The 21,970-nt window shown below is 70.4% G+C and carries 22 protein-coding genes; 7 read left to right on the forward strand and 15 right to left on the reverse strand.

All coding sequences use genetic code 11. The features are described 5' to 3' along the window. Positions 1 to 47: 47 nt before the first annotated feature. Positions 48 to 890: a crotonase/enoyl-CoA hydratase family protein gene (locus CFN78_RS15650; RefSeq protein ID WP_094863620.1), complete on the reverse strand. Its 843-nt coding sequence runs from the start codon at positions 888 to 890 to the stop codon at positions 48 to 50. A 168-nt stretch (positions 891 to 1,058) separates the two neighbouring features. Between CFN78_RS15650 and CFN78_RS15655 the strand changes: the two genes are divergently transcribed. Continuing rightward, complete coding sequence (locus tag CFN78_RS15655; protein WP_094863511.1) at positions 1,059 to 1,943, forward strand: alpha/beta fold hydrolase; 885 nt, start codon at positions 1,059 to 1,061, stop codon at positions 1,941 to 1,943. Here CFN78_RS15655 and cobA read toward each other — a convergent pair. The 6 genes from cobA to rpmB are packed head-to-tail and all read right to left on the reverse strand — an operon-like array spanning position 1,931 to position 4,623. Beyond that, positions 1,931 to 3,166, reverse strand: coding sequence for a uroporphyrinogen-III C-methyltransferase (cobA, locus tag CFN78_RS15660; protein WP_094863621.1), 1,236 nt, complete (start codon positions 3,164 to 3,166; stop codon positions 1,931 to 1,933). The genes CFN78_RS15655 and cobA overlap by 13 nt on opposite strands. Before the next feature lie 26 nt (positions 3,167 to 3,192). Continuing rightward, the gene (locus tag CFN78_RS15665; protein ID WP_094863512.1) at positions 3,193 to 3,612 is read right to left on the reverse strand and encodes an ankyrin repeat domain-containing protein; all 420 of its coding nucleotides are present in this window, start codon (positions 3,610 to 3,612) and stop codon (positions 3,193 to 3,195) included. A 59-nt stretch (positions 3,613 to 3,671) separates the two neighbouring features. Continuing rightward, positions 3,672 to 3,920: a 30S ribosomal protein S18 gene (gene rpsR, locus CFN78_RS15670; protein ID WP_094863513.1), complete on the reverse strand. Its 249-nt coding sequence runs from the start codon at positions 3,918 to 3,920 to the stop codon at positions 3,672 to 3,674. Next, complete coding sequence (gene rpsN, locus CFN78_RS15675; RefSeq protein ID WP_094863514.1) at positions 3,917 to 4,222, reverse strand: 30S ribosomal protein S14; 306 nt, start codon at positions 4,220 to 4,222, stop codon at positions 3,917 to 3,919. The genes rpsR and rpsN overlap by 4 nt, the downstream gene beginning before the upstream one ends. Continuing rightward, positions 4,222 to 4,386 carry a 50S ribosomal protein L33 gene (rpmG, locus tag CFN78_RS29510; RefSeq protein WP_110495002.1) on the reverse strand — a complete coding sequence of 55 codons (165 nt, stop codon included), beginning with the start codon at positions 4,384 to 4,386 and terminating at the stop codon, positions 4,222 to 4,224. Before rpmG ends, rpsN begins: the two co-directional genes overlap by 1 nt. After that, positions 4,387 to 4,623, reverse strand: a complete 237-nt coding sequence (gene rpmB / locus CFN78_RS29515; RefSeq protein WP_110495003.1) for a 50S ribosomal protein L28 — start codon at positions 4,621 to 4,623, stop codon at positions 4,387 to 4,389. Positions 4,624 to 4,744: 121 nt separating this feature from the next. Here rpmB and mrf point away from each other — a divergent pair, with 121 nt between their 5' ends. The 5 genes from mrf to CFN78_RS15705 all read left to right on the forward strand — a co-directional run bounded on the left by mrf (position 4,745) and on the right by CFN78_RS15705 (position 9,771). Next, positions 4,745 to 6,034, forward strand: coding sequence for a ribosome hibernation factor-recruiting GTPase MRF (gene mrf, locus CFN78_RS15685; protein ID WP_094863515.1), 1,290 nt, complete (start codon positions 4,745 to 4,747; stop codon positions 6,032 to 6,034). Further along, the gene (locus tag CFN78_RS15690) at positions 6,031 to 6,294 is read left to right on the forward strand and encodes a type B 50S ribosomal protein L31 (protein ID WP_094863516.1); all 264 of its coding nucleotides are present in this window, start codon (positions 6,031 to 6,033) and stop codon (positions 6,292 to 6,294) included. Before mrf ends, CFN78_RS15690 begins: the two co-directional genes overlap by 4 nt. Next, positions 6,294 to 6,452: a 50S ribosomal protein L32 gene (gene rpmF, locus CFN78_RS15695; protein ID WP_094863517.1), complete on the forward strand. Its 159-nt coding sequence runs from the start codon at positions 6,294 to 6,296 to the stop codon at positions 6,450 to 6,452. The genes CFN78_RS15690 and rpmF overlap by 1 nt, the downstream gene beginning before the upstream one ends. Position 6,453: 1 nt before the next feature. Beyond that, positions 6,454 to 7,281: a class I SAM-dependent methyltransferase gene (locus CFN78_RS15700; RefSeq protein ID WP_094863518.1), complete on the forward strand. Its 828-nt coding sequence runs from the start codon at positions 6,454 to 6,456 to the stop codon at positions 7,279 to 7,281. A gap of 1,374 nt (positions 7,282 to 8,655) precedes the next feature. Beyond that, on the forward strand, positions 8,656 to 9,771 hold the full coding sequence (locus tag CFN78_RS15705) for an HNH endonuclease signature motif containing protein (RefSeq protein ID WP_094863519.1): 1,116 nt from the start codon (positions 8,656 to 8,658) through the stop codon (positions 9,769 to 9,771). Between the two features lie 423 nt (positions 9,772 to 10,194). Here CFN78_RS15705 and CFN78_RS15710 read toward each other — a convergent pair whose 3' ends face one another. From CFN78_RS15710 to CFN78_RS15745, 8 genes are all read right to left on the reverse strand, one after another. Further along, positions 10,195 to 11,340: an ABC transporter permease gene (locus tag CFN78_RS15710; protein ID WP_094863520.1), complete on the reverse strand. Its 1,146-nt coding sequence runs from the start codon at positions 11,338 to 11,340 to the stop codon at positions 10,195 to 10,197. After that, on the reverse strand, positions 11,327 to 12,856 hold the full coding sequence (locus CFN78_RS15715) for a sugar ABC transporter ATP-binding protein (RefSeq protein WP_094863521.1): 1,530 nt from the start codon (positions 12,854 to 12,856) through the stop codon (positions 11,327 to 11,329). Before CFN78_RS15715 ends, CFN78_RS15710 begins: the two co-directional genes overlap by 14 nt. Then, positions 12,853 to 13,890, reverse strand: a complete 1,038-nt coding sequence (locus CFN78_RS15720) for an ABC transporter substrate-binding protein (protein ID WP_094863522.1) — start codon at positions 13,888 to 13,890, stop codon at positions 12,853 to 12,855. The genes CFN78_RS15715 and CFN78_RS15720 overlap by 4 nt, the downstream gene beginning before the upstream one ends. Before the next feature lie 117 nt (positions 13,891 to 14,007). Then, complete coding sequence (locus tag CFN78_RS15725) at positions 14,008 to 15,456, reverse strand: pyridoxal phosphate-dependent decarboxylase family protein (RefSeq protein WP_094863523.1); 1,449 nt, start codon at positions 15,454 to 15,456, stop codon at positions 14,008 to 14,010. Continuing rightward, complete coding sequence (locus tag CFN78_RS15730; RefSeq protein ID WP_094863524.1) at positions 15,437 to 16,756, reverse strand: MFS transporter; 1,320 nt, start codon at positions 16,754 to 16,756, stop codon at positions 15,437 to 15,439. Before CFN78_RS15730 ends, CFN78_RS15725 begins: the two co-directional genes overlap by 20 nt. A 174-nt stretch (positions 16,757 to 16,930) precedes the next feature. Further along, the gene (locus tag CFN78_RS15735; RefSeq protein ID WP_094863525.1) at positions 16,931 to 18,976 is read right to left on the reverse strand and encodes a neutral/alkaline ceramidase; all 2,046 of its coding nucleotides are present in this window, start codon (positions 18,974 to 18,976) and stop codon (positions 16,931 to 16,933) included. Between the two features lie 166 nt (positions 18,977 to 19,142). Further along, positions 19,143 to 20,168: an LLM class F420-dependent oxidoreductase gene (locus CFN78_RS15740; protein WP_094863526.1), complete on the reverse strand. Its 1,026-nt coding sequence runs from the start codon at positions 20,166 to 20,168 to the stop codon at positions 19,143 to 19,145. Positions 20,169 to 20,201: 33 nt separating this feature from the next. Beyond that, positions 20,202 to 21,131 (reverse strand): oxygenase MpaB family protein, encoded by a 930-nt coding sequence (locus CFN78_RS15745; protein ID WP_094863527.1) that lies wholly within the window; start codon positions 21,129 to 21,131, stop codon positions 20,202 to 20,204. Positions 21,132 to 21,223: 92 nt separating this feature from the next. Between CFN78_RS15745 and CFN78_RS15750 the strand changes: the two genes are divergently transcribed. After that, the gene (locus CFN78_RS15750) at positions 21,224 to 21,844 is read left to right on the forward strand and encodes a TetR/AcrR family transcriptional regulator (protein WP_094863528.1); all 621 of its coding nucleotides are present in this window, start codon (positions 21,224 to 21,226) and stop codon (positions 21,842 to 21,844) included. The last annotated feature ends 126 nt before the right edge of the window (positions 21,845 to 21,970 follow it).

Below are 21,970 nucleotides of genomic sequence, written 5' to 3' on the forward strand. Positions count from 1 at the left end.
ACGATGGCCTCCTCGTCCGCTCGCCTGCCGGTGTCCGGACCGGCCGCTCACTCGCCCTTGTACTCGGGTGCGCGCCGTTCCATGAATGCTTGTACCGCCTCGGCGAGGTCCTTGCTCGGCATGAACGCGGAGTTCCACGCCGCGACGTACCGCAGACCGGCCGCGACCTGCTGCTCGGTGTTGACCGACAGCACGTCCTTGACGCCGCGCACGACCAGCGGCGGATTGGCGGCGATCTCGGCCGCCATCTCGCGGGCGGCGGCCAGCACGGACTCCTGGTCGTCGTAGACGTGGTTGACCAGGCCGATCCGCTCGGCACGCGCGGCGTCGATGTCCTTGCCGGTCAGGGCGAGCTCGCGCAGGTTGCCCTCACCGATGATGCCGCCGAGGCGTTGCAGGCTGCCCAGGTCGGCGACGATGGCGACCTTGACCTCACGGACACTGAACTTGGCCTCGGCGCTGGCGAGCCGGATGTCCGCGGCACTGATCACGTCCACGCCGCCACCGATGCACCAGCCGGAGACCGCCGCGATGACGGGCGTGCGGATGGCGGCGATGGAGGACACCGCGTCCTGCAGCGACCGGATCTCGTCGAGGAAACCGGTACGTGGCGCGGCGAGCGACTCGCCATGCAGGAACTCCGCCCAGGTCGGCAGCATGGCCGGCAGGTCGAGGCCGTAGGAGAAGTGGGCACCGCTGCCGGTCACGATGATCGCGCGGACCGCGGGGTCGGCGTCCAGCGTGCGAAAAACCACCGGCAGCTCGCGCCAGAAGTCCGGCCCCATGGCGTTGCCCTTGCCCGGGCCGGTCAGCGTCACCTCGGCGACGTGGTCCGCACGGCGCACGGTGAGCGATTTCAGGTCCTGGAGGGCGTCGGCGCTGTCGGTCATGGCTGCCATCTTCACCCATGCCGTTGACCGCGTGCCAGTGCGTCCCCTCCGCACCGCGCTCACGCTGCGTGCGGTGACCGGCTCTCACCCGGTGGTGTACCGATGTCGGGGACGGATGGTTTGCTGGTACCCGACGATCAACGTCTCGCGGCAGGAAGGGCGGTGCGCATGGCCTCGGCGAACGCGACGGTCACGGAGGACAGGATCCCGGCCGGCCACGAGCGCGGGCGGCGCGGGCGTCCGCGCCCGATCGAACTCGCCGGATCGTTCGACTTCGGCGGGCACCGGCTCGCCTACACCGAGTTCGGCTCGGGCGACCGGGTCGTCGTCCTGACGCACGGGATCATGTTCACCCGGCGGATGCACGCGCCGCTGGCGCGCAAGCTGGCGGCGGACGGCTTCCGGGTAGTCACCCTGGACCTGCTGGGCCACGGTGAATCGGACCGTCCGGTGGAGTCCTGGCGGTACTCGATGCCCGCGTTCGCCGAGCAGACGCTGGCGCTGTTCGACCACCTCGGCATCGAGCGTGCGGTGCTGGGCGGCACCTCGCTGGGTGCCAACGTCGCGCTGGAGGTCTCGGTGACCGCGCCCGAGCGGCTGCACGGGATGGTCGTCGAGATGCCGGTGCTGGACAACGCTATCGTCGCCGGCCTGCTCATCTTCGCGCCGCTGCTGTTCGCGGCCCGCTTCCTGCCGGTGACCGTGCAGGGCGTCGCCGCCGCCGCGCACCTGGTGCCGCACGGCAACCAGTGGGTGGACGTCGTCACCGACACCCTGGACCAGCAGCCGGAACCGATGGCAGCGCTGCTGCACGGCGTGCTGTTCGGCCGGGTCGCGCCGCCCAAGTCCGTCCGCAAGCGAATCGACGTGCCAGCACTGGTCATCGGCCACCAGCGCGATCCGATCCACCCGTTCGGCGATGCCGACAGCCTGGCCGCCGACCTGCCCAGAGCCGAGTTCCTGCAGGCCCGCAGCCCGGTCGAACTGCGCTTCGATCCCGGCAGGCTCACCGAGGCGATCTGCGACTTCGCTCAGCGCTGCTACCCGCGCTGAGCCGCCTGCGCGAGTCCGGCCACCGGCCCGATGACGATGATGGCGGGCGGTCGTACCCCGGCGTCCCGGCAGTCGGTGGCGACCGACGCGAGGGTGGAGCGCAGTACGCGCTGCGAACGCATGGTGCCGTCCTGCACGACGGCGACCGGGGTGTCGGCGGGACGGCCACCGCCGCGTAGCGCCTCGGCGAAGCTGTCGATCCGGTCGACGCCCATCATCAGCACGAGGGTCCCGCGCATGCGCCCGAGCAGGTCCCAGTCAACCAGGGACTGCTCGTGGCCGGGCGGCAGGTGACCGGAGACCACCACGACCTCGTGCGCGACGCCCCGGTGGGTCACCGGCACATCGGCGAGCGCCGGCACCGCGAACGCGCTGGTGACACCCGGGACGACCGTCACCGGCACGCCGGCCTCCGCGCAGGCGAGCACCTCCTCGAAGCCACGGCCGAAGACGTACGGGTCACCGCCCTTGAGCCGCACCACGAACTTGCCCGCCCGTGCCCGGTCGATCAGCGTGGAGTTGATCACGTCCTGGGCCGCGGCCCGGCCGTACGGGATCTTCGCGGCGTCGACGATCTCGACCTGCGGAGCGAGCTCGTCGAGCAGTTCCCTCGGGCCGAGCCGGTCCGTCACCACCACATCGGCCCTCGCGAGCAGCCGCCTGCCGCGGACGGTGATCAGGTCGGGGTCGCCGGGGCCACCGCCGACCAGCGCGACCCCGCCGGATTCGGCCGCGAAGCGCGCCTGCTCGCCGGGATCGGCGAGGGCCCCGTCCCGGAGGGCGTCCAGCACGCCGTCCCGGACCGTCGCCGACCGGCGCGGTGTTCCACCGGAGAGGACACCGACGAGCAGGCCGTCGTGCGTGCCGGAAGCCGGGGTGACCGCGCTGCCGCGGGTACCGTCGTCGGCCCGGACGCAGAACACCCGGGACCGTTCCGCCTCGGCGCACACCGCTTCGTTGACCCCGGTGTCGTCCGTGCACGCCAGTGCGTACCAGGCGCCGGCCAGATCGCCGTCGGCATAGGAACGGCGGTGCCAGACGATCTCGCCCGCGTCGGCCATGCCCCCCACCGAGGGCGTCGACTCCGGCGACACGAGCTCGACCCTGGCGCCGGCGGCGACGAGCCTCGGCAGCCGCCGCTGGGCCACGGAGCCGCCACCGACCACGACGACCCGCCGTCCGGCGAGGTCGAGTCCGACAAGGTAGTGCTGCTCGTGCGACATGGCGTCCAGCATGCCGCCCCGGACGATCAGCCGCGCAGCAGGGCGAGCAGTTCGGCCTGCTCGAACATCGTCGCCGTGTCGATCGCCGAGGGCGTGCCCGCCGCGGGATCGGCGCCGCCCGCGAGCAGGACGGTGACGACCTCCCGCTCCGCCTTGAAGACGGCGCCCGCCAGCGGGCTCTGACCGCGGTCGTTGAGCCTGTTCACCTCGGCGCTCCGCTCCACCAGCGCACGGACGGCGGCCGGGTGCCCGTGGTAGGCGGCCAGCATGACCAGTGTGTCGCCGGAGTCGTTGGTCAGGTTCACCGGGATCCCGGCGTCGACGTAGGCCGCGAGGCTCTCGGCGTCTCCGGTGCGGGCGAAGCCGAACACCTTGGCCCACAAGGCGAGCAGCTCCGCGTCGGGCTCGGCAGCGGGGTCGCCGGGGTCGCCGGGATTGACGCTCATCCGGCGATCCTCGCACATCGTGTGGTGGTGGGCGGCGAACGACGCCCACCACCACCCGGTCAGTTGCGCACGCGTGCCGGGTACGGCAGCAGGGCCATCTCCCTGGCGTTCTTGATCGCCACGGACACCTGCTTCTGTTGCCGGGGAGTCAGTCCGGTGACCCGGCGGGCACGGATCTTTCCCCGGTCGGAGATGAACTTGCGCAACAGTTCGACGTCCTTCCAGTCCACTTCGGACACTCCGGCCGCCAGTAGCGGATTGCGCTTGCGCTTGAACGGCTTCGCGGCGGGCTTGGGCACGGCGCTCACCAGCTCGACTTGCTGACGCCGGGCAGCTCACCGCGGTGCGCCATCTCGCGCAACCGGACACGGGACAGGCCGAAGGCCCGATGATAGGCCCTCGGCCTGCCGTCCACGACGTCCCGGTTGCGGATCCGGGTGGGGCTGGCGTCCCTGGGCAGCTTCTGCAACGCGGACACGGCTGCCTGCTTCTGTTGCCAGGTCGAGCCGGACGCGGCGATGACGGCCTTGAGTTCCGCCCTGCGCTCCGCGTGCCGGGCGGCGATCACCTTCCGTTGCTCGTTCTTGGCGATCTTGGACTTCTTCGCCATCAGCGGTCCTCCTTGAAGTCGACATGCCTGCGCGCGATCGGGTCGAACTTGCGCAGCACCATGCGATCCGGGTCGTTGCGGCGGTTCTTGCGGGTGACGTAGGTGAACCCGGTGCCCGCCGTGGACCGCAGTTTGATGATCGGGCGAATCTCGTTGCGTGCCATCTAGAACTTCACTCCCCGGGCGCGCATCTCCCGCACCACCGCATCGATCCCGCGCTTGTCGATGGTCTTCATCCCGTTGACCGACACCCGCAGCCGGACGTGGCGGCCCTCGCCGGGAACCCAGTAGCGGCGGCGCTGCAGATTGGGTTCCCAGCGCCGGGACGTGCGCTGGTGCGAGTGCGAGACCTGTTTGCCGTACCCGGGTTTCTTCCCGGTCACCTGGCACACGGCGGACATCCGGCCTCCTTCTTCTCGTGGCACGACCCATCGTCGCGCTAGTTGATATTGATAGTCATTTTCATCTACGATAGCAACCTGCCCCTGAAGTCGAAGACCGGCACGAAAGCTGGAGAGCCACGTGACAGACACCCCGCGGGTGCCCCTCGTCCTCATCGCCGGACTGGCGACCGGACCCTGCGCGACGCTCGCCGACCGGCTGTGCGACGACGATCCCGGCACCGCCGTCGTCCACCACGAGCTGCGCGACATCGAGTCCGGCGTGGTCCGCAGACGGCTGCGCCTCGGCGGCCGCGATCAGCTCACCGTCCTCGAACTCGCGCACGGCTGCGTCTCCTGCACCCTCCGCGAAGATCTGCTGCCCCTGCTGCGAACCCTGGCCGGGATTCCCCGGGTGCGCCGCATCGTCGTCCATCTCGACGAGGCGATGGAACCGGAACCGGTGTGCTGGGCCGTGCGCAACGTGCTGGTCGGCGATCGCCCGGTCATCGAGGACGTCCGGATCGAGGGCGTGCTCGCCGTCCTCGACGCCGCGACCTGGCTGGACGACGTCACCGGCGACGAGGTGCTGGCCGAACGCGGCCTGCGGGCGAGCCCCGAGGACGAGCGGACCGTGGCGCAGGTGGCGCTCGCGCAGGCCGAGTTCGCCGACGTCCTCGTCCACTCCGGCAGTGCCCCCGACGCGTGGACGGCCGCACGGACCGCCGCCGTGCTGGACCGGACAGCGCCGAGTGCGCCGCGGCTGGATCTGGAAACACTGGACATCGGTGCCATCCGCGCGGCGATTCCAGCGGCCGCCCGCAGAGGTGAGGTCACCGACATGCACGGCCCGCTGCTGCGCGGCGAACCACCACTGCACGCCGACTGCGGCATCGCCGTACTGCTCTACACCGCCCGCAGGCCCTTCCATCCCGGCAGGCTGCACGAGGCCATCGACGTGCTGCTCGACGGCGTGATCCGCACCCGGGGCCGGGCCTGGGTGGCCAGCCAGCCGGACACGGCGTTCTGGATCGAGTCCGCGGGCGGTGGCCTCGGCATCGGTCACGCGGGGGCTTGGCTGGCCGCCGAGGACGGACCGGCCTGGGAGGACGTCTCCCCCGAGCGCAGCGCCCTCGCCGCCTTGCGCTGGGACCCCGAGTTCGGTGACCGCGCGCAGGAACTCGTCGTCGTCACCGGGCACGCCACCCCGGAGGAGGTGGGCTCGGCGCTGGACGCCGCTCTGCTGACCGACAACGAACTCGGTGGTGGTCCCACGGCCTGGCTCGCCTATCCCGACCCGTTCGGAGACTGGCACGAGGAACCCTGCGAGGACAACGACGTCCCGGCCGACCGGCACGACGCCCAGGTCGCCCCGGCTACGGAAGGACCCCACGGCGAATCCCGTGGCGGAGAAGGAAAGGAACAACAGTGAAACCAGGTATCCATCCCGACTACCACCCGGTGGTCTTCCAGGACTCGTCCAACGGGGACGCGTTCCTGACCCGGTCCACCATCACCTCGGAGCGGACCGTCCAATGGAGCGACGGCAACACGTATCCGCTCGTGATGGTGGACGTCAGCGCGTCCTCCCATCCATTCTGGACCGGCGCGAAGCGGGTCATGGACACGGCGGGACGGGTGGAGAAGTTCCACCGGCGCTACGGCAGGCGAGACGGCGGGGGGTCACGATAATGGCCGTACCGAAGCGAAAGCTGTCCCGCAGCAACACCCGCTCACGCCGTGCGCGGTGGAAGGCGGCCGTGCCGGACCTGGTGCCGGTGACCGTGGACGGCACCAGGCGTCTCGTGCCACGGCGGCTGGTCGCGTACTACCAGCGCTTCGGTCGCTGACATGGAACCCACCGCCGCGGGCGCCACCTTCAACGCCGCCGCACCTGAATTCGCCCGCTGGTACGCCCGGTTGTGGCGGCCACTCGGCGAACTCACCGTGGCGGTGTCACGGCCGCGCCCCGGCGAGCGGGTGTTCGACGCCTGCTGTGGTTCCGGCGCGTCCGCCGTGCCCGCCGCGCACGCGGTGGGCCCGTCCGGCGCGGTCGACGGCGTCGACATGGCGGGCGCCCTGCTTGATCAGGGGCGTGCCGTGGCCTCGGCAGAAGGGTTGGCGCAGCTCACGTTCACCGAGTCGGACGTGCTCACCTGGGAGTCGCCGCACAGTCCCTACGACCTGGTGCAATGCGCCTACGGTGTGTTCTTCCTGCCGGACCTGAACTCCGGCACGAAGACGCTGCTGAGCAGGCTACGGCCCGGCGGGCGGTTCGCCGTGACCGTCTGGGGCAACGAGGCGATGCGATCACTTCTGGCCGCCGGGATGCCCGCTATCGCGTCCGAACGGCCGGCGGCGCGCACCGCCATGAGCGGCAACGATCCGTCCGCGCCACTGCGTACCCCGGCGAAGCTCCGCGCCTGGCTCGAACAGCTCGGGCTGGAGCGGGTCTCCGTCACCGAAGTCGGCTTCCGGCAACCCCTGCATCCTGACGACGCCTGGGAGTTCCTGATCGGAGCGGCGCTGCGCGGCTACCTGGTCGGCCTCGACTCGGCGGCCGTCGAGCGGGTCAGAGAACGGTTCCTGGCGAACCTCGCCGAGCAGGGCACGGTCACGCTCGATGCCGACTCCCTGATCGGGCTCGGTCACCTCGGCACTACGCGACCGTCGCCCTGACGCGTTCGGGGCCTCGACGGGTTTGAGGCTCCGGCAGGTTCGGGGCTCCGGCAGGTTCGGGGCTCCGGCAGGTTCGGGGCTCCGGCAGGTTCGGGGCTCCGGCAGGTTCGGGATCCAGCGGGCTCGGCAGGACACGGGGTCGGCAGGGCCCGCCCCCGGGCTCCGGGCTCCGGGCTCCGGCGGGATCGGGACCGGCCGGGGCACACTGGGACGAGTCCGTGCGCGTCATGCGAGGTCGTTGGCGCGGGCAAGGTCTTCACGGCGGGCAGGTTCGTCGGCACGAGCAGGCTCTCCACAGCGGGCAGGTTCGTCGGGCATTCTGATTACCTGAGCCCTCTCACATTCCTGCCAGTGAGGTCGGGTTCGCCTGCCTGCTCATGGTTCCTCTGTGCGGGTGCGGGTTCTGACGGTGTTCGAGGACTTGGCGGGCCGCGCATTGTCGGGGTGTTCTCGGGTTTCGGGCACGCCTTCGGCGGGCCGTGTGAAACTGTCGCTCCTCGGGTCTTTCGCCGTCGCTGGTCACCAGCGACAGTTCCCCACGGGACGGGTTTCTCGGTTCCGTATTCTTCGGCGTCGGCTGAGTTGTTGCGCTCGCTTGGTATATCACCTTGGGGCTCAGCGAAAGCTCGTATTATCGGGGTGTTCTCTGGTTTCGGGCACGCCTTCGGCGGGCCGTGTGAAACTGTCGCTCCTCGGGGCGTTCGCCGTCGCTGGTCACCAGCGACAGTTCCCCACGGGACGGGTTTCTCGGTTCCGTATTCTTCGGTGCGGGTTGGTTGTCGCGTCCACTCGGCGTGGTCGCGCTCGGTGTCGTTCCCCTGTTGTGGCGTCGGGTCTCTTTCGGCAACTGGCTTGGCGGCAGGGCGGCTCCGGACGGGACTGCTGTCTGACTCCTGACCGGGCCGGGCCGGGGTTGGTGGTTGCTGGCTGCACGGGATGCGCATGGGGCGCAGGTGCGCTGCGGTGCATCACGCAGGGGGCGTCACGGTAGGTTTCTGGCGCGGTCACACCGCGCTGCACGCGGGCCCGTTATCGCCTCCCGGCAGGGGGCGTCACCGGCGACACTTCTTGACGTCTGCCGCGACTACTTTCGCGACCAATCACCGCTGACGGAATGATTCCCATAATATCCCGCATCGGCCCACTGTCGACATTTCGCACGAATGGCACATTCGCGTGTGCGGGGCACCTGATGGTGTGATTGGAATGGTGTCCGGGGTTCGCTAGAATGGGTTCATGATCAGCGGGGGATCTGTTGAAGTTTGGTTGGCTGCGATTCTTGATATGGATTCGCGGGAAACGGTGCGGGTCGATCACGGGGGTCTGGCCGGTGTTCGACTGTCTTCGTTGTCGGCGCGTGGGCTTCTTCGGGTGATGCGCGATGCCGAGGTCGCCCGATCGCGTGCCGAGGCTGTGCAGGTGCGGGCGGTGGCTCGGTTCGCGGCGTTGTCGGAGGAGTCGCGCGGGGTGGCGGCGGAGGTCGCGTTGACCCTGGCCACCACCGAGCACCGTGCACAGCGGATGGTGGCGCACGCCCAGGCGTTGACCACACGGCTGCCCGCGACATTGGCTGCTCTGGACACCGGCACCATCGATGCGTACAAGGCATCGAAGATCGTCGATGCCACCAACCCGCTATCGGACGAGCACGCCACTGCCGTGGACGCGGCGATGGTGGGTCGGCTCGACGGGCGGAATCCGTCCAGCATTCGCCGCGCCGCCGTGCGGCAAGTCGTGGCCGTCGATCCGGACGGGCATGCTGAGCGGGCGCGGAAACGGCGTCTGGAACGCAGCGTGCAGTTGGTGCACCAGGACGACGCCATGAGCACCCTGATCGCCGATCTGCCTGCCGAGACCGCCACGGCGATCTACGCACGCGTGGACCGGATCGCGAAAACCCTGCGCGGTGGGGGCGAAACCCGCACCCTGGAACAGCTACGTGCCGATGTGTTCGCCGAACTCTGCCTCGGCCACCGCACCGCCGAGACACGTACCGAAGTGTTCGTGCACGTCGCCGCGACCACCCTGGCCGGGGTCGACGACCATCCCGCCGAGCTGCCCGGTCACGGGCCGGTATCGGCCTGGCTGGCCCGCCACCTCGCGGCCCGCCCGGGTTCGGTGCTGCGCAAGGTCGTCACCGACCCGGTCACCGGGACGGTGCTCGACCTCGGACGTACCCGCTACCGGCCACCCGCGGCGTTGGCCGAGTGGGTGAAGGTACGCGACCGGGAATGCCGGATGCCGGGTTGCCACCGGCCGTCCCACGTATCCGACATCGACCACACAGACGACTGGGCACGAGGCGGCAAAACCAGCGCCGACAATCTGACCGGGCTGTGCCGACGACACCACCGCCTCAAAGACCTCCCCGGCTGGCGCTTCGCCACCGACAACACCGGAACCCTGCACATCACCACCCCCAACGGCCAGCACCACCACAGCCGACCCGAACCCCTCCACCCACCGGCGGACACACCTGCGCCCTTCTGACATGCGGTACCGCGCAGCCGTCGAACACAGACAGCATCGAACCCTCCGAACCAGAAACCGTGTACGTGAACCCCGACCCGGGAGGAAGCGAAGTCGCCGCAGCGCAACGGCCAGCGCACTGCCGGGACAGCACGGCGCCCGCCTTGCACGCCCACGCGATATGTCGACGAGTCGCGGCCCCGGGGCGACTATGACGCTGCCCCGCAGATCCTCCGGGTGGCCGTTCCGCTCGCGTGCCGGCGGACGGTCGCCATCCGGAGTGCCGGCATCGGTGCGAGACGGGCCCCCACGACCGGCCACCACAACCGATAGCCGACGCCGCAACGGGACGACCGCTCACCAGCGACACACGGCTCGACGCGCCACACATGTCAGCCAGGCGCGCCTTGCCATGCGGCCGAACAACACGGAACGCCGTCGAAGTCAGCTCCGCTCCGGCGGGTCCCCAGGGCCCCCGCCGCCGCTGCCGCCGCCGGAACCACCGCCGCCGGAACCGCTGCCCCCCGGCACGGCACCACCGCCGGAGACCCCTCCCGGATCGGCAGCCGGGAACGCCGCGCCCCGCGCGGACAGCCTGCCCTGCAACTGATCGAACGACACAGCAAGCAGAATCAGCACACCGATCGCGATCCGCAGGTAGAACGAGTTGACCCCGAGCAGGTTGCCACCGTTGTTCAACGTGGACGTGATCAGCGCACCGGTGGCGGCACCGAGTGCCGTGCCCTTCGCGCCGAACAAGCTCGCCCCGCCGATCACACAGGCGGCGATCGCGTCCAGCTCGTAGGTCTCACCCATCGTCGGAACACCGGCGTCGAGCCGCGAAGCCAGCAGCACACCCGCCAGCCCGGCCAGCAACCCGGACATCGCGTAGACCGTCACCAGCACCCTCGGCACCGGCACACCGGACAGCCGCGCCGACTCGGCGTTCGACCCCGCCGCGTAGACGTAACGCCCGAACACGGTGCGCCGCAACAGGAAACCGATCGCCAGAATGACGATCACGGTGATGATGAGCAGATTCGGGATACCGAAAACAGTGTCGTTCGCGATCGAGGAGAACCCCTCGGGCAACGGCTGGACAGTGTTGGCGTTGGTGACCACCAGCACCAGGCCTCTCGCCGCGCCCATCATCCCCAGCGTCACGATGAACGGTGGCAGTTTCGCGTACGCCACCAGCACACCGTTGATCATGCCGACCCCGGCGCCGACGGCCACCGCGCACAGGATCGCCAGCGGAATCGGCATCCCCATCACCAGAAGCTGCGCGGCGACCGCTCCGGTCAGGCCCACCACCGACCCCACCGAGAGGTCGATCCCCTTCGTCAGGATCACCAGCAGCTCACCGATGGCGATGATGCCGTACACAGCCCACTGCCTCGACAGGTTCGCCATGTTGCCGCCGGTCAGGAAACTCTCGCTGGCGAGCGCGAGCGCACCGAAGAGGATGACCAGCACGACCAGGCCACCGCCCTCGCGCCCGACGGCCTCGCTCCAGCCGATGATCCGCGAGGGCCGCCCACCGCCGTGGGACAGCTCGGACTCGCGGACGAACAACCTAGGCTGCGCCATTCTCGCCCTCCGGAACTCCCGTGCTCGCCAGCCGGAGCAAGCCTTCCTCGGTCGCCTCCGCCGCCGGGACCTCGCCGACCGCCGCCCCCGCACGCAGCACGAGGATCCGGTCGGCAAGGCCCAGCAACTCGGGCAGGTACGACGACACCACGACGATCGCGAACCCGCGCGCAGCGAGATCACCGATCAGCGTGTACAACTCGGCCTTCGCACCCACGTCGACGCCCTTGGTGGGCTCGTCGAACAACAGCACCCGGACATCGCTGACCAGCCAGCGGGCGATCAGCACCTTCTGCTGATTGCCACCGGACAATGTGGACACCGGAGCGTCGTAGGAACCGGCACGCAGCCGCATTCCGTCCAGCACCTCGTCCACGGCTCCCGACTCCCGCCGAGCCGACAGCAGGCCCCGCCTGCCGATACCACGCAGGCTGGCGACCGAGACGTTCTCCCGGATCGACAGCTCCGGCAGCAACCCCAGTTCCTTGCGGTCCTCCGACAACAGGCCGATACCGGCACGCACCGAGTCCGCCGGCCTGCCCGGCGGCACCCGTTTCCCGTCCACCTCGACAGTCCCCGACTCCGGCGGATCGGCACCGAAGATGCCGCGCAGCAGTTCACTCCGCCCCGCACCGAGCAGACCGGCCACGCCGAGCACCTCACCGGCACGGACGTCGAGATCGACGGCGTGCCCGCCGCCTCGTGGCCGCAGGCCACGCACCCGGAGCAGTGCCGCGCCCTCGTTGCCTGCCGAGGTCCCGCGCGGATACAGCTCCTCCACATCCCGGCCGACCATCGCCGCGATCAACGTGTCCTCGGTGAACTCGACCATCTCCGCGGAGCGGGTCACCGCACCGTCGCGCAACACCGTCACCCGGTCGCCGATCTCGAACATCTCCTCCAGCCGGTGACTGACATAGAGGACGGCCACGCCCGCGTCCCGCAGCGCGGAGATCCGCCGTAGCAGGGACTCCGCCTCGCTACCGGACAACGCGGTGGTCGGTTCGTCGAAGATGATCACCCTCGGCTCGTCGCCGAGTACCTTCGCGACCTCCACGAGCTGACGTGTCGCCGCGGGCAGCTCGGAGACCACAGTGGACGGATCGAGGCCACCGAGGCCGACCCGGTCCAGCCGGGCCCTGGCCTGTTCCCGCAACCGGCCCCGGTCCAGCACGCCACCACGGGACGGAAGCCTGCCCATCAACAGGTTCTCGGCCGCCGACAGATGCGGTAACAGGCTCAGTTCCTGATACACCGCACCGATTCCGGCGGCGCGGGTCGCGGCCGGCGTCAACGAGACCGGCAGCGGGCGACCGTCCACTACGTACTCGCCCGAGTCCCGCCGGATGGCACCGGTCAGGATGCGGATCACGGTGGACTTGCCCGCGCCGTTCTCCCCTGCCAGGCAGTGCACCTCACCCGCGCGCAACTCCATCGACACCTCGTCGAGGGCGACCTTCCCGGAGAACGCCTTGCACAGTCCCGAGACGGCGATCACCGGTTCCGCAGGCGTCATTCGCTCGCCTGGGCAGTCGGAGGGTTCAGCAGGTCGTTGACCTCCGGCGCGTTCATGTTCGCCTGGTCGGCGAGCACCGCACCCGGGTCGAGGCTGCGCGCCAGCTTCGCGCCGGTCAGCGCGGCCAGCGCCTCACTGACCCCTTGGTAGCCGAAGAAATACGGGTTCTGCACGACGAGCGCGTCGATCGAGCCGTCGGCGAGGGCGGCGTTCTCCTGCGGGTCCGAGTCGAAGGCGACCACCGGCAGATCCGCCGCCCGGCCGGTGTCCTTCACCGCCCTGGCGACGCCGTTGCCCGACTTGTTGTTCGCGGCGAAGATGCCGACCAGGTCGGGAACCGCGCCGATGGCGTCGTTCGCCTGGTTGGCCGCGGTGTTGATGTCGTTGTTGTTGAAACGTTCCTCCCACACCGTGATCTGCGGGCAGTCGGCGGCGAGCCCGTCCCGGAAACCCCGGGCCCGGTCGCCGAGCGCCTGTACGCCGGCGACCGCGTTCTCCAGCAACACCTGCCCGCTGGACTTGCCCTGGTCGGTGATCAGCTTGCACAGGCGCTGCCCTGCCTGTTCCCCGGCGCGCAGGTTGTTGGTGCCGATGAACGCCTCGGTCTCGGTGGTGACCGTGCCGTCGACGGTGATGACCTTGATGCCCTCCTCGCGGGCGCGGTCGATCGCCTCGTTGAGCGCGGTCTCGGAGTTGGCCGCGATGACGATGGCGTTCACCCCGCGCGAGATCGAGTTCTCCACGAGCTGCACCTGCTCGTTCACATCGGTCTCCGAGGTCGGCCCGAACCGGCCGACCTCCACCCCCAAGTCCTCCCCCGCCTTCTGCGCACCGGCGAACATGCTCTGCCAGAACGCGGAATCGGTCGCCTTCACGATCACGTCGACACGCTGGCCCCCGCCCTTGCCGGGGCCGGCGTCGGCACTGGGTCCCGTACTCGAGGTCGCCTTGCCGACCACCAGGCCGGCCACCAGCGCGAGTACCAGGCCGGCCACGAGCACCGGAGTCGAGAACAACAGCCGGTTTCGTGCCATGAGTGCGGGCCTCCCGGAAGCGTCGGCGGAGCGTTTCGGGAACGTAACACCACCGTCAGCCGAGATTCAAGCAAACGATTACCCGAATCCGGGACCGGCCATCCGCGACACCGTGGATCAACCGCCCGGCCGGTACAGGGCACCGAGGAACTCCAGCAGCAGCCGTTCGCGCAACGCGGCCGGGGCGACGGCGAGCAGCGCGTTGATCCCGGCCATCTCGGACGGCAGGGCCGCCGCGTCACCGAGCCCGGCACCGGCAAGCAGTCCGGAGAACTGTTCCGGTGTCAGGGTTTCCGGATCGAGAGCGGCGACGGCCCCGGCGAGTTCGGGGGCGACCTCCACCGGGCCGGCCGCTCGCGCCTCGGCCACCGAACCCGCGAGGTCCGCGAGGAAGGCGTCCTCGGACCCGTGATTGGCGGCGGTGATCGTCAGGTGCAGGTTCACCGGCGAGTGCTCGTGCGCGAACTGCGGTTGCACATACCAGCCGCGCACGGACATCCGGTCGGCGACGGTGAACAGGTCGAAGCCGGGGGCCTCGGCGGCCGCCACCGCGAGCAGTGTCGCGTCCGGATCGCCGAGCACACGCAGCCCGTCGATCCGTTCGATCCCGGCCCGGATGGCCGCGACCGCGGAACGGGTGCGCTCGGCCAGCCCCAAGTAGCCCTCGTCGCCGATGTGCCGGAGCACCGCCCAGGCAGCGGCGGGCGGGCCGCCGGACCGGGTGGACTGCATCGTCGTGTTGAGCATCGTGTAACCCGGCCAGCCCGCGGCGGCGAAGTACTGCGACCGGCGCAGTTCCGCGTTCGCGTGCAGCAGTACCGACACGCCTTTCGGGCAGTAGGCGTACTTGTGCAGGTCCACCGAGATGCTGGTGACGCCCTCGACGCCGAAACCGAAGTCCGGCACCGCCGCGCCAAGACGGCGCAGGTACGGCAGCACCCAGCCGCCGATGCAGGCGTCCACGTGCATCCGGGTGCCCGCGGTCACGGCCACCCGCGCGATCTCCGCGACCGGATCGACCACCCCGTGCGCGTACGAGGGCGCGCTCGCCACCACCAGCACGGTGCTGTGGTCGACCGCCGCGGCCATGTCCCCGGGGACGGCCCGGAACGTGCGCGGATCGACGGGCACGGTCACCACCCGCACGCCGAAGTAGTGACCCGCCTTGTGGAACGCGGCGTGGGCGGTGGAGGGCAGCACGATCGACGGATCGGTGATGTCCGGCCGGGACTCCCGGGCCGCGAGCACCGCGAGCAGGCAGGACTCGGTACCACCGGAGGTGACGGTGCCGACCGTGGCCGGAGTGCCCCCGAGCAGGTTCGCGGCGGCGCCGACGAGATCGTTCTCCATCCGCAGCAGGCCGGGGAACGCGGTCGGGTCGAGGGCGTTGGCGGAGGCGGCGAGCGCGTGCGCGGCGGCGGCGAGCGCGTCCACGCCGTCGAGCCCGCTGTCGTAGACGTAGGCGAGGGTGCGTCCGCCGTGTGTCGGCAGGTCCGCGGACCGCAGGCCGCGCAGTTCGGCGAGCACCTCGGTGACCGCCTGTCCCTCAGCCGGCAGCGCGGACATGGTCCCCCTCCAGGACACCGCGGCGCAGCAACGGCAGCGCCAGTACGACGAGGATCGCGGGCAGCAGGGAGAAACCGAGGACGATCGCGGTGACCGCGCTGTCCGGCTGCCCCGCCGAAGAGTCCACTGTGGACACGTAGCCGCCGATCGACAGGATCAGCCCGAACAGGCCGGGGCCGAGCGCGAGGCCGAGGGTCTCCCCCGCCGTCCACACGCCGGCGGCGACGCCGGCTCTGGTCGCCCCGGTGCGCTCCTCCTCGGCGGAGATCAGGTCCGGCAGGATCGCCAGCGGGAACACCTGGATCCCCGCGTAACCGACCCCGGCGAGCGCGACGAAGGAGAACACCACCGGCAACGGCAGCACATCCGCGCCGAGCAGGCCGAACAGCGCGACCGCGAAGGTCACCGTGAAGACCCGCAGGCAGGTCAGCTTGCCCCAGCGGTCGCCCAGCCGGACACACACCGGCATCACCAGCAGCGCCGGGCCGACGAAACCGGCGAACAGGAAGGTCTGCAACGCCGGGTCGTCGAGCACCCAACGGGCCACGTAGCTGACCCCCGCCAGCAGCGTCCCGATGCCGAGGGACTGCACGAAGTACACGCCGAGCAGCCAGCGGAACGGACGCCATGCTCGCATCGTGGCGACCAGCTCGCGCCAGCCGGGCGTCGGCTGCCGCGGTGCGGCGACCGGCGCGTTCCGGATACCCAGGTACACCCCGATCGTGCCGGCGATCATGATGACCGCGACGGCCACGCCCATCACCCGGTACCCGGTGACCCCGCCGATCGCCTCGGTGATGGCGGGCGCCCCGCCACCGGAGACGAGGATCGCCAGGGCCAGTACACCGATCCGCCAGCTCGTCAGCCTGGTGCGCTCGCCGTAGTCGGGGGTGAGCTCGGCCGGCAGGGCGTTGAACGGCACCTGGAAGAACGCGAACGCGGTGGCACACAGGAAGAACGCCAGCACCACGTAGGCGGAATCCAGCCACACCTCGTCGAACCCGGGATGGGCGAACAGCGCCGCGAACGTGATCGCCACACCGATCCCGCCGAACAGCAGGTACCGGCGGCGGCTGCCGCGGCGGGCAAGACTGGCGTCGGAGAATCGGCCGGCCACCGGATTGAACAGCACATCCCATGCCTTCGGGACGAGCACGATGGCACCCGCCACCGCGGCCGGGACGGCCATCGTGTCGGTCAGGTACGGCAGCAGGAGCAGACCGGGAACCGTGCCGAAGGCGCCGGTGACGAACGAGCCGAGCGAGTAGCCCAGGCGCGTGCGGGTGGTGAGCGCGGCCATGGTCCTCCTCGGGCGCCGGAGGAGACGCCCCCGGCTGCGGGTGCTCGGACGGAAACGCCTACCGCCGAGGCCCCATTAGTACTCGACTCACCCGGGCTGCGGGTGGCAACAGGCCGGAATCGTGTCATCCCCGGAATGCGGCGCGGTGCTCGGCCCGCCGGTGACTCGGTCCACTCAGGACACGACGAAGGTGCGTGTCGTACCGGAGAGGACGCTGATCGCCTGGTTCCAGCCGTTCTTCCAGTCACCGTGATGCACGACGCGGTACTTGCCGATCGGCGCGTCGGCGGGAACGTCCCACGTCACGGTCGCCTTCGAGGTGGCCGCGATCGTCCGTTGCCAGTGGTAGCGGGTAGCCCAGTCCCCGTCGTCCGCGTGCCGCACCCAGGTGCCGTCGACCAGCCGCTGGACCTCGAGGAAGGTGTCACCGGTGCGCAGGTTGTTCTTCGGGTGCCCGGTGACGAACTCCGCGACCACCCGGCCGCCGCGCCGGTAGGTGCTGTCCGGTTCGGTGAGCACGTCGCCGAAGTTCCGCCCGAGCGGGGCGTCGTCGAAGACCACTCCCGGCTGGAAGTTGAGCTGGTCGCCGGACAGATCGCGCGGGGCGGGGCCCTGGTCCGCCGGCGCGCCCGCGCGCAACTCGGCGGCGAGCCGGGTGAACTCCTGCTGGTAGGCGGGCAGCGTGTAGCGGCCGAAGAGGGTGGACGCGCCCTCGTACTGCTGCGAGTCGTACTCCTCGGGTGTGGTGACGTACTGGCTGTACGCGTTCGCGTAGCCCTGCAACAGCACGTTCTCCAGTGGCAGGCCCAGTTCCGCGGCGACGGCGCGGCGGATCCGCAGCCCCGCGACGATCGTGTACTCGGCGGGTCCGGCGACCAGGCAGAGCTGCCCGATCCGGACGATCTGCAGCGGCAGGACGTCCGGCGTCCACGGATAGGGCCGCAACGCCCCGGTCGGCAGCACCACCGGTTTCGGTGCCTGCTCGGCGGAGAGCCAGTCGGGGACCGGGACGGACCAGCCGCCGACCGCGTCGACGAACGGGTTCCGGATGCCCTCGTCGATGGGGATGCCGGGGCCGTCCTCGGTACTGCCCGCGAGCATCGACAGCCCGATGGCCGCCGCGGTCGTCCGGTGGGGCGCGCCGTCGGGGGTGTGGCGGCCGTCCACCTCGACCTTCGACATGTCGACGTAACGCAGTCGCGTCGCGATCGCGCCGGTGACGGTTTCGCCGGCGTCCTCGAAGGCGCGCCTGGCCGCGCGGAACTGCCGGTCACCGATCTGACGGGTGTTCTCGAACTCGTCGTCGGTGGGGCCGGAACCGGGTCGCAGGTTCAGGTTCGGCGACATGTCCCCCGCGTTGGTCTGCGGGAAGGCGGCGACGAAGCGTGGCCTGCCGTCCAGGTACCGCACACCCGCGTGGTCGTGTTCCCACTCGTAGGCGGCGTAGCCCTTGTTGTCCCCGGAGATCAGCGAGTTGGTGTTCGTCATCGACGTGTTGTGCGTGGCGAACCAGCTGATCGCTCCGACGTCCGTGTCCCCCTGCCTGAGCCGCAGCACCGTCATCGCCGGGTCCACCGCCAGCGGGAAGTGCGCGCGGTCCGCCTCGGGGTTGAGATCGAAGGCGGTGCGCGAGCGGTTCACACTGGCGTCGGTGAGCTCGGTGCGGCCGAGGGAGATGCCGCCGGGCCTGAGGTCGGCGTGTGCCTGGTCGATCGCGGCGACGATGCCGGAGACGACCGCGTCGTAGGTCTGCTTCTGGAAGCCGAGGATGGACAGGTTGTAGAGCGCGTAATGGGAGTCGCCGCCGCAGGCCGCATGCGAGTGCGTCGCGGTGAGCAGTACGTTCTGCGCCGTGTAGGTGTCTCCGTGGCGTTCGCGCAGCGCCGCGAGCACGCCCTGCTGCACGGACTGGAAGATCATGCCGAGATCGGCGACCACGTAGGCGAGACGGTCGCCCTCGCCGTCGGCCAACACGAAAGCGCGCGCCCGGGTGCGCAGGTGGATGCCCGCCGTCTGCTGGGTGGGCATGGAGTAGCCCATCATGCCGTTCTCCGCGGCGGGTCCGGTGACGTCGGCGATGCCGGTGCCGACCCGGAATCCGCCGGCTGGTTCCCGCGCCGACGCCGTGCCGGACGCCGGACCGATCGCGCCCGTGCTCATGGCTCCGGCGAGGGGCAGCCCGGCGGCACCGGCCAGCACTCGCCTGCGACTGAGCGGCATAGGGATCTCCTCGACGTCGAACAGGTCCGGAACAGGGCCCGGCGGGAACCCACAGCAGGAACATGACAGCCGATAACATGAACTGTGTTCATGTTATCGGGCAGGTCGAGGGTACGGGCCGGACCACGTACAGCCAAGCCCCCGAACGTCGTAGCCGGGCGGCGTCTCAGCCGAGGACGTCCGCCACCGAGCGCAGGGTGCCCGCGTCGCCGCGCAGCAGCAGGGTGGTCACCACCGTCTCCTTCCACGCGGCGAGCTCCTCGCGGATCTTCGCCGCGGGCCCGATCAACGCGGTGTCCTCCACCAGCCGGGTCGGAATCGCGGCGATCGCCTCGTCCTTGCGCCCGGCGAGATACAGCTCCTGCACCGTGTCCGTGACGGCCTCGTACCCCATGCGCGCGAACACGTCCCGGTGGAAGTTGGCACCTTTGGCGCCCATACCGCCGATGTAGAGGGCCAGCGTGGGCTTGATGAACCCGGCCGCCTCCTCGACGTCGTCGTGCACGATCACCGGCACCGAGGCGGCCACCTCGAAACCGTCCCGGTCCACCGGCTCGGCCCGCCGGCCGAAGCCCTCCTCCAGCGCGGCACGATAGAAACCGTCACTCTTCGGCCCGAAGAACAGCGGCAGCCAACCGTCACCGATCTCGGCCGCCAGCGCGACGTTCTTCGGTCCCTCGGCGGCCAGCAGGATCGGGATACGCGGCCGCAGCGGGTGGACCGTCGACTTCAGCGCCTTGCCCAGCCCGGTGCCGCCACGCAGCGGGAGCTGATGGAACCGCCCGTCGAGGCGCACCGGCTCCTGCCGGGCGACGACCTGCCGCACGATGTCCACGTACTCGCGCGTGCGCGCCAGCGGGCGCGGATACGGCCGGCCGTACCAGCCCTCCACGACCTGTGGACCCGAGACCCCGAGGCCCAGCACGAAGCGTCCGCCGGAGAGGTGATCCATGGTCATCGCGCTCATCGCGGTGGCGGTGGGCGTACGCGCCGACATCTGCACGATGTTGGTGCCCAGCGTGATCCGGGAGGTCGCCGCGCCCCACCAGGCGAGCGGGGTGAACGCGTCGGAACCGTAGGCCTCGGCGGTCCAGACCGAGTCAAAGCCCAGACGTTCGGCCTCCAGCACGGCGTCGAGGGCACCGGGCGGCGGACCGGACGACCAGTACCCGAGGTGATAGCCGAGCTTCACGCCGCCTCCCTCGTTCCGGTGTTCGGATTCTGTTCAGACCCTGGGCGAATAGTGCACCGGGCTGTCCCGCTCGTCCACCGGCGGCAGGTTCCGTCGAGGCGTCTCGACCACCGGTGTGTGCTCTCCCCGGACGCGGCGCCAGCCCGCGCGGGCCCGGGGGTGGTAGCGGCGGTCGTGCGGCACCAGCCGGAACGCGGCGTTCACCGTCCGGCCGAACAACCGGTGCAACCGCTCGTCCCGCGAGGTCCACCGGTAGCCCAGCCGTTCGCGGATCACCGGTTCGTACATGCCGACGGTGAGCCAGACGAAGCCGCGTGCAATGACCGCGCGCGCCACTCCCCACACCGGCATCGGCAGCCGTCCCAGCCCGGGCGGCCGGCCGATCCCGGTCAGGTCGAGCACGTCGCGGGTGGCCCTGTTGTCCTCGAGCACCTCGGTGCACATGCGGTCCCAGTAGTCCTGGAAGTCCGGCCAGGTCGCCGGAACGGGGCGCATGCTCATGTCGTACATCCGGTACCAGCGCACGTGCTCGTCGAACAGCGTGCGCCTTTCCGCCTCGGTCAGGCCGCCCATGAAGTGGTCCGCGATGTGGATCGTGCTCATGAAGAAGGTGGCGTGGGCCCAGTAGTAGGTGTCCGGGTTGAGCGCCGAGTACCGCCTGCCGCGGGAATCGACGCCCTTGATGGTCTTGTGGTAGCCCCGGACACGCAACGCGGTCTCGTGTGCGAGCGGGCCGTCGTAGACGACGCCGCCGATCGGGTACAGCGACCGGAACAGACGCTGCCAGCGTTCCCGGAAGAAGCCGGAGTGTTCTTCCACTCCAGCTCCGAGTTCCGGATGCATGTTCTGCATCGAGCCCGCCCACAACGCGATCAGCAGGCCGCGCCAGTCACCGAAGTACTTCCACGTCAACGAGTCCGGGCCCAGCGGCTCCGGCCCGGCGGTGCGCGCGTCCTCGGTCATCGTCGCTCCCTCGTGCCGGGCGGACCAAAGTGACTACGGTCGTTGTCAGACTAGGATCGGGAACCATCGGGGTCAACCACGAGGAGGCGGGAATGCCTGCCGAAGCCAGGACATGGGGCGGCACGACGCTCGCCGACCGCAGGTCCGCCCGCCGCCAGCGGCTGCTGGAGGCCGGCCTGGACCTGCTCGGTGGCGGCGAGGACGGACCGGTGAGCGTGCGGGCGGTGTGCCGCCGGACCGGCCTCACCGAACGGTATTTCTACGAGAGCTTCGCCGACCGCGACGAGCTCGTGCTGGCGGTCTACGAGCGGATCGGCGCGCTCGCACACCACGCGCTGGCCGAGGCGGTGGCAGAACCGGGCCCGCCCGGGGAACCCGGAGTGCGGGCACGGGCCGAGGCGGCGGTCCGCGCGTTCGTCGAGCTGATCGTCGACGATCCGCGGGCCGGCCGGGTACTGCTCCTCGCCCCGCTGACCGAGCCCGCACTGACCCGCCGGGGCGCCGAGCTCGCGCCCGCGTTCGCGACGCTCGTGCTGGCGCAGCTTCCCGACCGCCCCGGCGATCAGGACCGGGAGATGACGGCGATCGCGCTCGTCGGGGCGCTGACGAACCTGTTCGTCGCCTACCTCGACGGACGACTCGACGTCACCCGGGGACGCCTGGTCGCGCACTGCGTCCGGCTGGTCGTCGGCGCGAACTCCCTGCACACCTGACCAGGCGCGGCCGAGGGAGCCGCGGAACACGGGCCGCCGGTACGACCACCACTGCCGCACCGTCCGCACGGGCGGCGGGCGGACACCGGCCCCGGTACGTTCACGGGCACGCGCGACCCGAGAGGA

The sequence above is a fragment of the Amycolatopsis antarctica genome (assembly GCF_002262875.1).
Classification (GTDB): Bacteria; Actinomycetota; Actinomycetes; order Mycobacteriales; family Pseudonocardiaceae; genus Amycolatopsis; species Amycolatopsis antarctica.